This is a genomic window from Anaerovibrio sp. RM50, from assembly GCF_000622005.1.
GTDB lineage: Bacteria > Bacillota > Negativicutes > Selenomonadales > Selenomonadaceae > Anaerovibrio.
In genome coordinates this window covers 1-12229 of sequence record NZ_JHWV01000007.1, presented here as the reverse complement: position 1 = coordinate 12229, position 12229 = coordinate 1, and the positions used below count along the sequence as shown (strand labels likewise).

Here is a 12229-nt window from a genome sequence, read left to right as displayed (position 1 = left end):
GTAATTATTACGGTGTGGCGTCAGTCACGGATGTTTGTGGTATAATAAACCATGCAAATATTCCGAGGGTGACGCCCTCTTTACGTTTTGGAGGAAAATAAATGGCTAAGGTTCCTGTAGAAAAGGGAAAGCAGTACAATATAAAAATCAACAGCTTGGGCAGTAGCGGCGAAGGCGTGGGCCGAATTGAGGGCTTCACTGTATTTGTGGTGGGGGGACTTCCAGATGAGGAGCTTACTGTAAAAATTAGTGAAGTTAAGAAAAGCTATGCCACTGGCAAGCTGGTGAAGGTGTTAAAGCCAAGTCCTGACCGTGTGGTTCCTTCCTGCGGTATTTACAAGGAGTGCGGTGGCTGCCAGCTACAGCATCTTTCCTACGAGGGACAGCTGAAGGCAAAGCATCAGCATGTGAAGGACGCCATGGAGAGAATTGGCCATCTTAAGAATTTGCCTGTGCTGCCTACTATCGGGGCAAAGGAACCATGGAATTACCGCAATAAGGTGGCATTCCCGGTGGGCCGTGAAAAGGGCAGGACCATTATCGGCTGCTTCGCCCAGGGAACCCACAAGATTATTGATTCCTCTGACTGCATTATTCAGGACAAAATCAACAACGAGGCCATCAGTGCAGTTCGAGAGGTAATAGATAAGCTGAATATTCCTGTATATGACGAGGACCGTCATACTGGAGTAATGCGCCATGTGGTGGCCCGCACTGGTGAAAAAGGCCAGCTTATGGTGGTGCTGGTTACTGCCACCAAGCAGCTGAGCCGTGAAAAGGAAATCATCAAGATGCTCCGCAGCCGTCTGCCTCAGATGGTTAGTCTGCAGCAGAATATTCAGACCTACAGAAATAATGTAATATTGGGTCGTGAGACCAAGCTGCTGTGGGGCCGTCCAACTATAAAGGCAAAGCTGGGGAAGTTCAGCTTTAATGTGTCTGCCCGTTCCTTCTTCCAGGTTAATACCAAACAGGCAGAGGTGCTTTATGACAAGGCCCTGGAGTTTGCCCAGCTTACGGGGAAGGAAACAGTTATTGATGCTTATTGCGGCACGGGCACCATCAGCCTTTATCTGGCCCAGAAGGCCCACAAGGTGTACGGCGTGGAAATCGTCAGCCCTGCCATTAAGGATGCGGAGAAAAATGCCCGTGAAAACAACGTTAAGAACGCTGAATTTATAGTAGGTGACTGCACAAAGGTAATGCCAAGGCTGTTTAATCAGGGAATCCGCCCCGATGTTATAGTGGTGGATCCACCAAGAGCCGGCTGCACCGAAGTGGTATTGAAGACCTTTGCCAATATGCAGCCAAACCGCATTGTTTATGTGTCCTGCAACCCGGCCACACTGGCCCGCGATCTGGAAATACTGGACAAACTTGGCTATAAGGCTGAAAAAGTCCAGCCAGTGGATATGTTTATCGCCAGCTCGCACGTTGAGTCAGTGGCTCTGATTACGAGGAAATGAGCGAAGCGATTGCCCGAGAAATCAGTTAGCACTGACCATGCCAAAACTGCCCAAGAAGTCGAGCGATAGCGAGGACTGATTGGCAGCAGTTAACGGCTGAGAGCGTAGCACTAATTAACAGAAAATAAAAATGCCATAAGCACTTGTCCTATAAGGCTTAACGGCATATTTGATAAATATAAGAATAAGGAATAATGCTGTGCCAGAAAGACAGTATTTTAGTGATTTTCAGCATAGCAGCATACTAAAAGTGATAGTTGGGTATGTTGCTCTGCTGATTTTTTGCATTAGGGTAGAGTATGTGGTACTGCTATTGGCATAGTTGGGAATGTGGGGATAATGTTGTTCTGAAACTATAAACATATCTACTCTGGAATAGGCATGATTACTGGGGTGGGATAGATATGTTTATGACACCTGCCCTTTTTTATAAGTTGGGTATGTGGGAGTGCTAGGATGTGGAATTGATGTTAGAAAAGTAGAGTGGTGAATTATTATAACGCCATTGTTCAAATTTTTCTTCTTTAGAAGAAAAATCTTCCAATTAGCGTTTCAACGAGCTGTGAGATATTCTCACCAGCTGTTGTAGTTTGTTTTCCCCCACCTAAAGAGGAAGGGGACATCTTAAAGCTCGTTATATTGCTGGAGGAATTGCACCTGCGATTCAGCATTATGCTATAATATGGAGCAGAGAGCAGGGGAGGGATAGACTTGCCTAATATAGAAGAAACAGCTAGAGCTTTGCGAAAAAGAGGATATGAGGTATCGTGTTTTGAAACAGGCGAGGAAGCAGCGCAGTATCTGGATGTATGGTGATGGTGGTATATTTTAATGATACAAGGTTTGTGTAATACGGAGGGCAATCAACTGTTATGAATAAAAAGATATTGGTAGCAGTACTTCTGACAGCGATATTAGCGGTTGTGGCTATGGGCTACGCTGTGGGGAACTATTTTGTAGATTTTGCCTTAAAGAGAGGTAATGATAACGACCCGTTGGCACCGCCGGCGGCATGTGCATATATTCAGGATAAAAACCTAACGGTTCCTCCGGAACCAATAGCACTAAAAGAAACATGGAGTGCTATATCCTCTGATAACCGGCATTTGGCAGCAACCCACTTTTCAACAGCACGTACTGGAAAACGCTGGGCCATTTTAATACATGGTTATGGAATGAATCAGCATTGTGCTGGGGATTATACCGAAGTTTATCTACAGAATGGATATCAGGTTTTGACACCAGATCTTTGTGCATCGGGAGAAACCGATGGTCAGTATATTACCATGGGGGTCAAGGAAAGTGAAGAAATCGCTGTTTGGACCAGGAAAATAAAGGAACAATACCCAGATGCTGAAATCGTATTGCATGGCGTGTCCATGGGCGCTGCTACAGCATTGATGGCCGCTGCCAGAGATGATATAGAGGGAGTTGTGGCTGTAATCGAGGATTGTGGATATACCAGTGTCTATGAAATGTTTTCCACCCAATTGGGAGTTCTCTTCGATCTGCCAGAGTTTCCTATTATGAATTGCATTGACATAGTCAGTGGCATAAAAACTGGTGTGATGCTTTCTGATGCGACTCCTATAAAGGTTATGGATAAAATAAAGGTACCAGTATTGTTCATTCACGGTGAGGCTGATAAGCTTATTCCTCCTGTCATGATGGAGCAGCTATATGATGCTTGCAAAGCCAAAAAGGAAAAGTTCATTGTATCAGGTGCTGGGCATGGCAATTCTATGTCAACAGACAGCAAGAAATATTGGTCGGGAATTTTTGATTTCCTGGCACAGGCTGAGGGGAATTAATAGTAAGGGGAGTAAAAAAGCCGTATGAGCGTAAAAATTACGGTTATAGACAAAAAGTGCTTTACGGATTATTAGGAACCTAATGAACTGGTGAAAGAAATTGACACAGAAGTTGAGATGTCAAAGAGCCGTGATGAATAAAACCCTTAGATGAAAACGGAGCCTATCTCACCCAATGAGAAGGCTCCATTTTTGCAGGAAAACCAAATTTTTTGCAGAAAAGTAAAAAAGAGATAACACTTTTATCCTCTCATGGATATAAAGAACAGGAAGAATTTAAATCACAAAAAATAACACAGGGGGGATAAAAATGAATGATGAGAAGTTGACAAAACGGCTGGAAGATTTTGATTTTTCTCTCCTGCATCCAGTGAGGGAGACTTTAAGGAATCAGTTATTGTTCATGCACCGTCGGGATAATGCCATGAAAGGTATTATGATGGGGAAGATGACAGATGATGAGCTGGATATGGTGGTTGCAGCCGGCAATCCTGCAATGGAAAAAATTAAAAATATAGATAACAAGAACAAATAAAAAATACAACTAATGGGAGGGAAAAATTATGGCTGTTGAAAATGTAAAAATGTTTTTTGACAAGGTATTAGAGAACGAGGAGCTTGGAAAAAAACTAAAAGAAGCAGATAATATTTATTGCGAAAAAAATCCTATACCACCGGAATCTACTACAGAAATTGACATAAAGGACTACAATGACAAATATTTTGCAGAGGTACTTCAGCCATTGGCTAAAGCAGAGAAATTACCCTTCACTTTAGAAGAATATCACCTTGCAGGGCAAACACTTACTGATGAGGAACTAGATAAAGTTGCTGGTGGATGGTCTATTGGTGGCTTCGTAAAAGGGATAGCGCTAACTGTTTTTAAACCAATTGCTATACCAGTGAAAATAATATCGGCCGTTAGTGACATTGGTGTCATAGTAAAAAAAGGCTGCAATGCCGCTCAAATTGCTTATTTAGTGTACAAAAATGTAATGCCACTAGGTGATGATCTTGCAAAAGCATTTATTGATGCTACAGTAGGTAAGCTCAGAAAGGATGGAAAACATGAATTGGCCGATAACTTATTGAAAGAGTTTAATAAGCTAAGCTATAGGTCGTAAACGGAAAGATAACACCGTTATATACCAATGAGAATATTGAGGGCCTGCTTGCCAAGAGACATTTTATAAAGAAAATGAGAAATGCCACTCATAAAAACCATATAAAGGGACCCCGTAAGAGGACAGACGAGGATGACGAGAGATTCATGGAGGCATTTGAGCAACTGCTAAATAAAGTAATAGAATTCCAATAAGTTGTTCTTATTGGAAATTATAAAAATACAGACCGCGAGATCATTGATTTTACTGGTTTCGCGGTCTGTTTTAGTTTGGCATTTTTACCTGAAAATCAATTTCCTTGTGCCTGGATAATGGTTTCCAGCCTGCTTTGGTGAATTCCCATGAAATCTTGTTGGAGCTGCTCCAGGTTGAGTAGAAGCCTCAATAAATTATAGATTGACCGTCCTTTGGCATATCATAATTAGTTACATTACGTTCGGCAAGGTTGCCCTTTAGTGTATGGCGGGTGAGTGCGGCATGGGCAACATTATCCAGATGCGTCAGATACAGTCTGGCGTTAGGCACAGTCTTGGCAACGCAGTGGACATCTTCGGCATCCATGATTAGTCGGCCATTTTCCACCGTCTCGGCGGCACAGCAGTTGAGTGCTACGACTTCCGGTTTCCAACGCTTCAAGGAGTCGGCTACTGTGGAATACCATATTGTATCACCGGCTAGATAAAAGTTTTTTTCCATTTCGCTTTCAAACATTATCCCCATTGCATCACCACAGGGATTTACTGTGCCATGGAGAGCTGGTACCTTGGTCAGCTTTGCTTGGCCAAACAGCATGCCTGCGTCGGAAAGTACGGTCACATCGTGGAAGCCGGATTTTTTGAAGACAGTGGCATCTGCTTCATTTTGGCAAATTACAGGCACATTCTTGTCCAAAGGTGCGCCCACAGTACCATCCATGGACATATCGATGTGGTCGGGATGGATATGCGTTACCAGATAATAATCAATTCCGGCGAGTATTTCTTCCATCGGCATGGGAAGGTCATAGAAGGGCATAGGCAAATGCTCCTTCATTTCATCCGGCACATGATAAGGCTTGCCGGGAACATCGACGAAGGAAAACTGGTGCTTGGGCATCAGCCACGGGTCAATCAGGAAAGTTTTGTCGGCATATTCAAGGCGGTTGGTGGCATTGCGGATTTGTGTCAATTTCATGGTCATGTCTCCTTTTTTGTAAACTATGAATTGCTTTATCTAATTTATGCTTCTAGTATAATGCTCATATTGAGGTACAACAAGCAAGGAAATTCTCTTTTGACGCAATAAAAAGGTTGCTGTAAAATAATAGGAGGGGGGATTTGATGAATCAGAAGCAAATGGAATATTTTCTCGAAGTATATAGGCAAGGCAATATTCAAAGTGCCGCAGATAAGCTCTATGTGTCGCGGCAAGGTGTCAGTAAGATGCTTAAGACTTTGGAGGAAGAACTAGGGCAGCTGCTCTTTATCCGTAATCCGCATGGCCTTGTTCCTACTGACTATGCCAATGCACTGTTACCGCATGTGCAGCGGCTGCTGGCAGAATATCGGAGCATTGCGAGCATGAGCACATTGGCGTCCCAATCCAAAAGCGTGGTGACTATATATGCGCTTGATCACATTATGGCTTACTTGGGGGCAGAGTTCCTTTTGAATTTTCACCATGCATACCCAGATATTATTCTCAGCACTGTGGATACGACAGATGATGCAGCCTTGAAGGGCGTGCTGGAAAAGCAATGCAACTTTGCCATTGTCACAGGAGAAGCTGACAAAAATCGTTTCGAAGCTGAACCACTGTTCTTTTCACGGTACTGCGCGCGGCTCCATCGCCAGCATCCGCTGGCCGGCAGAGAAAAAATTGATTATACGGATCTGGAAGGCGCGCGCATCGTCAGCAAGGGGCGGGCCTATCAATGTTTCAGACATAATATTGATAAATATATACTATTGCCAGGATTAAATGTTGACATTGTAGCCGAAACTGCCGATGAAATGATTATCACCGACCTGATTCTTCGGCATCAGGCTATAAACCTTAGCTATGATTACTCTGCTGTACTGAATAATTACCCGGATATAATTTCAAAGCCATTAGGCACAGGCGATGATATTGGTCAAACCGTATATCTTGTCTGGGATAAATCTACAGTTCTTACTCAGGCTAGCCAAAACTTCCGTTCCTTCCTACTGAAATGGTTACCTGCAAATGCAAGACCGCTTGATATGTTTATGAGTGAAGTGGACCGTAAGAAGTATCCTGAGGTTGAGCAACAATATAGATTTGAACGAGTGGAGTAGAAATGACTAATATTTATGTTGACGCCGATGCCTGCCCGGTGGTCCGCCTGACAGAACAAATTGCTCAAAAATATAAGATACCTGTAGTTCTTCTATGTGATACAAACCATATGCTTACTTCTGAATATAGGAGAAATAGGAGCAATATGTGAAGAGGATGAATTGAAGGTTGAGGTAAATGTGGAAAAGGATAAATTGAAACAAACCATTCAGGCAATTAGAGCTATACATCCCTACGAAGAACCGCTTATCAATGTCATTCGCCTATACAGTGAATAGAGAATATCAAAGGAACCAAATACTGAATGCATTGGTGTAGAATAATCAACAATGGAACCCGAAGAATAAAGCAGAGGTTAGCCTTAAGTGGCTAGCCTCTGCTTTATTTCATGGTGTGCCCAGTATGGACGCATATAATGGGTGAAATCCTTAGTCAGCCCTGATAGCGGAAATTTACGAATACAGAGCTATTGGGGAAACTAATAAAACAGCATACTTAACTATAAGCTTTGTCTCGTAAGCTGATGCCAACTATACCGACTATAATCAGCAGACCGCCAATTACTCCAGCAGTACCTAAGGCTTCGCCCATAAAAATCCATCCCAGGACAGCTGCGGTAAGGGGATTTAGTCCGAACATTACCCCTGCCATTTGAATACTGATACGACTCTGCGCTACCGGCTGAAGAACAAAACCCAGACAGGTGCATACCAGTACAAGCATCATCAGCATCATCCATTGTTCCGAAGTATTCGGAAGATGCGGGGACTCAAAAACAAGGGCAGCTGTTATTGCCATAAAACCCATTGTGCCAACGCTTAATAGGCCTATTGTAAAAGAATCGTGTGCTCTGGAGCTTCGGCCATTGATAATAATCGCTATGGCAAAGGTCAGGGCAGCAATTACACATAAAAATTCACCTATGCCAAAACCATCAAATCCACTTCCTATGGTAATCAGTGCAATACCAACCATTGTAACAATGCTACATACAATAATCTGCCATGAAGGGGCTCTGCGAAGCAAAAAGGCTTCCATGACAGGAACAATTACTATTGCTGAATTTTCAATAAAGGCACAGGTGGAGGAGGTAGTATATTGCAGGCCAATCAATTCTGATGCCATACACAAAAAATTAATTACTCCCAAGATTACACTTATTCGTATGACAGTTGAGTCTTTTTTTACAGCTTTATTTATATATCTGAAAAATATCGTGAATATAATAATAAAAGCCAATAAAAATCTTATTCCTAACAGGCTTAGTGGCCCCATGTCTGTTAGAAGAAGCTTGGAGAACATGAAGGATGTTCCCCTGGCGATTACCAATGCAGCCATCAATATGGTTGCTCCATTGACGCTTAAGTTATTTAGTTTATTCATTTTATATCCTTCTAAAAAATTTTATTATTAGTGACATAGCCATTGTAGCTTGCTATTGCAAACCAGATAGTAAACCGGAAAATCTGGTTGTTCAGTTATAGACCATAGATGTTTATTTTGCTAAGTAAATTCTTCATTATATAATCATTCCGTAGGTAAAGCAAAATAGAAAAATAATCTTGTTATGGACTATATACCTAATCGTATGTATATAGTATTGGTACAGCAAAGAAAAACGGGAAAAAGGGATTTTGTGCTTTGATCGGTGGCTCTACCGGCCCAGTTGCTGATTGCAAATGATAGGCCAAACAGCTAATAATAAGCAAATACAAACTTCTACGAGGGCAGTTCATTATGGACTGCTCCTTTTTTGCAGGAAAACCAAATTTTTTGCAGAAAGGTAAAAGAGATAACACTTTTATCCTCTCATGGATATAAAGAACAGGAAGAATTTAAATCACAAAAAATAACACAGGGGGGATAAAAATGAATGATGAGAAGTTGACAAAACGGCTGGAAGATTTTGATTTGCTCCTTTTACTATGCTCTTTTCTTCTCATATTTTCTTTCTTACATTTTCTTATGGGTCTGTACAATTTTAATGGTCTGTTCTGCTATAAAATGCTCCAGCCCTTGTTTTAGACTGTTTCCGAGTCCTGAGCAGGGGCATTTTTACGGCCCAAAATCTTTTTGTGGCCATGGAAATCCAGTCCTTGTGCCATATTAAATGCAATAGTAGCCCAACGCCCATAATATAATCGCTGTAAGTATGTATGTGTCTGTAAAAGAGTCTTGCTTCCCTGCCACCGGAAATAAGGTGGAAATCCAGCATTAATCCAGTAACAATGCAAATCAATCCGCTTATAAATAGTATCCAATCCAGCCAATAATTCTTCTTCATGGAGATACCCCTTTCATTAATTACTGTGTATATTATAAGGCTTAAATCTAAACTGGAGATAAATAAATAATAAAAAAGGAGGATAAAGGAAGCAACCAACAAAACACAGCTCGCTGCCCCCAAATAAAGCAATGGTAAGAACTGCCATAGAATGATATAATTTCTCCAAAGAAATCGGATGTTTTAGGTTGTAATTTTTATGGAGGGTCGTTCAACTCAACCAGCTTTGATTTGGCAAGAATTATTACAAGAAAGAGGCTGTCAGCGATTAGGACGTGTTGTTTAATTCCAGATAGGATAATGCTGTATGAAAAAATCTTGGCTAACGGCAATTCTATTATTGCCTTTTAACGTAACAGTCATAATACCGACCCTGTTGTTATGGTATACAGATTATCAGTGGTGCATTCCATCAATTTCACAAATCGTTTTAGGCGTTATATTATTCTGTGGTGGCTTGGGCTTATTTATCAAAACCACGTTGCTTTTCCATAAGGTAGGCCAGGGAACCCTTTCGCCGTTAGCGCCGCCTAAACGACTCATCATTAAGGGACCCTATAAAAGAGTTCGTAATCCTATGCTATTAGGAATCCTGTGTATTCTTTTATCAGAAGCGCTCCTTTTTAGCAGTAGTTGTATTTTTATATATACGCTTATCTTTTTCGTTGTCAATTGTATATACTTTAAGACTGTAGAGGAAAAGAGGCTAATAAAACGCTTTGGTCAGGATTACATCGTATACAGGGACAGTGTTCCCATGTGGCTGCCTGATTTTCACGGTAAGCGCAGGGTAAAATAATGTCCATATTATATGCGGGATAAAAAGAAGGATTGTGATTTTATGTTTTACATATTTCTGGATGTGGACGGGGTGCTGAATACGGAAATGGACTGGAAACGCCCATTCACCTTAAATAGCAAATGTATCAGCTGCTTTCTTGAATATATGGCCTATCTTAACGAGAAACATAACCATGAGGTGGGCATTGTTCTTACTTCTTCTTGGAAAACTGGCTTCAATAGTGACGGAATTCATGCAGTGTATATAAAGGAGTTAATTCACGCCATGGCCCCTGAGAAAATTCGCATATTGGATAAGACTGAGGAGCTTGACCAGCTGGACAGGGGGCGGAGCGTACTGAATTACTGCAAGGCCCATAATATCAGGGATTATATTGTTTTTGATGATGACAAATCCCTGTTTAAAACCGCCCCGGAGATAAATATTTACTACACCAACGCCTCCAGAGGCTTCAACAAGGAAGATGTCAAAAAGCTGATAAACAGTGATAAATCCGGTTGGCAGAGGATTATGAATTTCTTTGGGGGAAAGTAAAAGAAAAAAAGCCAGTCCATAGACCGGCCCTTTCCCCCGTAAGGCTCTGGCACCCCACGGGAAATAGTGTAAGTAAGTATTCTAATATGCGGATATTCTACCATAAGAAAGTTACCTGGCGCAAATTATCGAAATTCAAATTATTGGTAAGAGCTGCCATATAATGATATAATTTCTCCAAACAAATATTAAAGAAAAGGAAATTAAAAGAAAAGAATTTCATGATGAAATACTAAAGGGGTATGGCATAACTGGCAGTAAGGAATATGATTGGGGAAGTGTTTCCTCTGATTATGACCGCAGAGGAAATACAAGCAGCATTAACTTTACATATCATATATAGGAAGATACAGAATAGTAGACTCTTGGTATTATTGAAAACACGGAGCTGCCCCGTGTAGTGACCCCATAAAGTTAGACCTTAACGGTAGTAGCAATTATTTGCTGCTACCGTTTTTTATGCTGCGGCATGACGTAAACGGTAGTCGACTGGGCTGAGCCATCCCAGCTTAGCTTTGATTCTTTGTTTATTGTAGTATGTGATGTAATGTCGGATTGCTCGTTCCAGTTCGTCAAAGCTGTGATAGGTATGTCCATAATAGATTTCCTGTTTTAGTAGGCCAAAGAAATTTTCCATCACGCTATTATCCAGACAGTTTCCCTTGCGAGACATGCTTTGAAAGATACGTTCTTCTCTTAATCGGTCTATATAATTTCTCATTTGATAGGGCCAGCCCTGGTCTGAATGGAATGTCCGACGGTAAGGGCAGTCACTGGTAATGTCAATTGCTTTCTCTAAAGCAGACATAATACCTTGTGATGATGGTCGTTTCGTGATACTAAAACTAATGATTTCACGATTATAAAGGTCAAGAAACGGATCTAAATATGCTCTGCGAGTGATAATATTCCCTTTGCTGTCAATCTCATAATACTTGAATTCAGTGGTATCTGTGGTGATTTTCTGATGTGGAATACATGTATCAAAGCGGCGACGTAGCCGATTTGGTGCAACGTGCCCAATAGTTCCTTTGTAAGAATTATATTTGCGGCTTTTGTGGGCAAATGATTTTACCTGTAATCCCAATTTCTGAACAAGACGTTGGACCTTCTTATGATTGACTAAAAAGCCCTCTTGGCGGAGCTTGCCATAAATTCGACGATAACCGAAGTCCTTGTCGCTCTGCCGAATTGCTTTGATTTTTGCCTCTAATTCGGCATCCGGATTTTCCCGGTCAAATCGCTTCTGCCAATACATATAGGTGGCTTTTGGAAGTTTAATAGCTGCAAGGATATCTTTTAATTTGAATGATCCTCGGAGACTGTGGGCGATCCTTGCTTGCGCTTCTGCGCCTCTTGCTCCAGGCGCAATCTCCTCAGTTCTTTTAAATAGGCTACCTCAATGCGTAGCTTGAGATTTTCTTCTTCTAGCTGCTTAAGTCTCTCATCTTGATTAATATTACATTCAGGTGTAATGCTGGTTTTGTCTGGCACCTTTGGCCGCCTGCCTTTCCGTTGCGGTTTGAGACCTTCTATACCAACAGCACGATAGCGTCGAACCCAGTTTACTAAAATCCCGTCAGATTTTAATTTAAGTTGAAGTGCTAAATCTTGGTAAGACATCTCTGTACTTAAATATAACTCTACAGCATGTAACTTGAATTGGAAAGAATATGTTTCATTTTTTCTTGACCGTTGAAGTCCTTTTTCCCCCATTACCCGATATTTTGCAACCCAAAATTGAATACGTTTTTTGTCAGGTATACCATATTTGTGGGCTAAAGCATGGTATCCGATATCCCCTTTCAAATATTCCTGAACTATCTTCAATTTGAATTCAACACTGTATTTTGCCATAAAAAGACCCCCATAAGTTAGATTACTTAGTCTAACTTATGGGGGTCTCTACA

At 41.4% G+C, this 12229-nt stretch carries 13 protein-coding genes; 9 read left to right on the top strand and 4 right to left on the bottom strand.

Annotated elements, in window-relative coordinates:
• The first annotated feature begins 101 nt into the window (after positions 1–101).
• The 5 genes from rlmD (at position 102) to T525_RS16780 (ending at position 4595) form a co-directional block, all read left to right on the top strand.
• Positions 102–1466 (top strand): 23S rRNA (uracil(1939)-C(5))-methyltransferase RlmD, encoded by a 1365-nt coding sequence (gene rlmD, locus T525_RS0105310; protein WP_027406356.1) that lies wholly within the window; start codon positions 102–104, stop codon positions 1464–1466.
• 872 nt (positions 1467–2338) lie between these two features.
• Positions 2339–3277, top strand: a complete 939-nt coding sequence (locus T525_RS0105305) for an alpha/beta hydrolase (RefSeq protein WP_027406355.1) — start codon at positions 2339–2341, stop codon at positions 3275–3277.
• Positions 3278–3587: 310 nt separating this feature from the next.
• Positions 3588–3812: a hypothetical protein gene (locus T525_RS0105300; RefSeq protein WP_027397969.1), complete on the top strand. Its 225-nt coding sequence runs from the start codon at positions 3588–3590 to the stop codon at positions 3810–3812.
• A gap of 28 nt (positions 3813–3840) precedes the next feature.
• Positions 3841–4401, top strand: a complete 561-nt coding sequence (locus T525_RS0105295) for a hypothetical protein (protein WP_027406354.1) — start codon at positions 3841–3843, stop codon at positions 4399–4401.
• Between the two features lie 8 nt (positions 4402–4409).
• The gene (locus tag T525_RS16780) at positions 4410–4595 is read left to right on the top strand and encodes a DUF188 domain-containing protein (protein WP_084276912.1); all 186 of its coding nucleotides are present in this window, start codon (positions 4410–4412) and stop codon (positions 4593–4595) included.
• A gap of 187 nt (positions 4596–4782) precedes the next feature.
• On the opposite strand, the gene T525_RS0105285 is transcribed toward T525_RS16780, so the two are convergent.
• On the bottom strand, positions 4783–5574 hold the full coding sequence (locus T525_RS0105285; protein WP_027406353.1) for an MBL fold metallo-hydrolase: 792 nt from the start codon (positions 5572–5574) through the stop codon (positions 4783–4785).
• A 146-nt stretch (positions 5575–5720) separates the two neighbouring features.
• Between T525_RS0105285 and T525_RS14305 the strand changes: the two genes are divergently transcribed.
• Both T525_RS14305 and cutA read left to right on the top strand, forming a co-directional pair.
• The gene (locus T525_RS14305; RefSeq protein ID WP_084276910.1) at positions 5721–6698 is read left to right on the top strand and encodes a LysR substrate-binding domain-containing protein; all 978 of its coding nucleotides are present in this window, start codon (positions 5721–5723) and stop codon (positions 6696–6698) included.
• A 96-nt stretch (positions 6699–6794) separates the two neighbouring features.
• Positions 6795–6977, top strand: coding sequence for a divalent cation tolerance protein CutA (gene cutA / locus T525_RS16775; RefSeq protein ID WP_156945590.1), 183 nt, complete (start codon positions 6795–6797; stop codon positions 6975–6977).
• Between the two features lie 217 nt (positions 6978–7194).
• On the opposite strand, the gene T525_RS0105270 is transcribed toward cutA, so the two are convergent.
• A complete protein-coding gene (locus tag T525_RS0105270; RefSeq protein WP_027406352.1) occupies positions 7195–8082 on the bottom strand; it encodes a DMT family transporter in 888 nt (295 codons plus the stop codon).
• A 598-nt stretch (positions 8083–8680) separates the two neighbouring features.
• On the bottom strand, positions 8681–8983 hold the full coding sequence (locus T525_RS14295; RefSeq protein ID WP_072031627.1) for a DUF4405 domain-containing protein: 303 nt from the start codon (positions 8981–8983) through the stop codon (positions 8681–8683).
• Between the two features lie 307 nt (positions 8984–9290).
• On the opposite strand from T525_RS14295, the gene T525_RS16770 reads away from it, so the two are divergent.
• Both T525_RS16770 and T525_RS0105255 read left to right on the top strand, forming a co-directional pair.
• Positions 9291–9782: an isoprenylcysteine carboxylmethyltransferase family protein gene (locus T525_RS16770; protein WP_027406351.1), complete on the top strand. Its 492-nt coding sequence runs from the start codon at positions 9291–9293 to the stop codon at positions 9780–9782.
• Positions 9783–9824: 42 nt separating this feature from the next.
• Entirely contained in the window at positions 9825–10319 is a 495-nt protein-coding gene (locus T525_RS0105255; protein ID WP_027406350.1) for an HAD domain-containing protein, read from the top strand.
• Positions 10320–10776: 457 nt separating this feature from the next.
• Here the strand turns inward: T525_RS0105255 and T525_RS16025 are convergent.
• Positions 10777–12176, bottom strand: a protein-coding gene (locus T525_RS16025; protein WP_156945588.1) for an IS3 family transposase whose coding sequence is annotated in 2 segments (ribosomal slippage) — positions 10777–11630 and positions 11630–12176 — 1401 coding nt in all. Because the reading frame shifts where the segments join, the coding sequence is not laid out codon by codon here.
• Between the last annotated feature and the right edge of the window lie 53 nt (positions 12177–12229).

Coding starts and splice junctions, on each gene's coding strand:
- rlmD (WP_027406356.1), top strand. CDS start 102: ATGGCTAAGGTTCCTGTAGAAAAGGGAAAGCAGTACAATATAAAAATC.
- T525_RS0105305 (WP_027406355.1), top strand. CDS start 2,339: ATGAATAAAAAGATATTGGTAGCAGTACTTCTGACAGCGATATTAGCG.
- T525_RS0105300 (WP_027397969.1), top strand. CDS start 3,588: ATGAATGATGAGAAGTTGACAAAACGGCTGGAAGATTTTGATTTTTCT.
- T525_RS0105295 (WP_027406354.1), top strand. CDS start 3,841: ATGGCTGTTGAAAATGTAAAAATGTTTTTTGACAAGGTATTAGAGAAC.
- T525_RS0105285 (WP_027406353.1), bottom strand. CDS start 5,574: ATGAAATTGACACAAATCCGCAATGCCACCAACCGCCTTGAATATGCC.
- T525_RS14305 (WP_084276910.1), top strand. CDS start 5,721: ATGAATCAGAAGCAAATGGAATATTTTCTCGAAGTATATAGGCAAGGC.
- T525_RS0105270 (WP_027406352.1), bottom strand. CDS start 8,082: ATGAATAAACTAAATAACTTAAGCGTCAATGGAGCAACCATATTGATG.
- T525_RS14295 (WP_072031627.1), bottom strand. CDS start 8,983: ATGAAGAAGAATTATTGGCTGGATTGGATACTATTTATAAGCGGATTG.
- T525_RS16770 (WP_027406351.1), top strand. CDS start 9,291: ATGAAAAAATCTTGGCTAACGGCAATTCTATTATTGCCTTTTAACGTA.
- T525_RS0105255 (WP_027406350.1), top strand. CDS start 9,825: ATGTTTTACATATTTCTGGATGTGGACGGGGTGCTGAATACGGAAATG.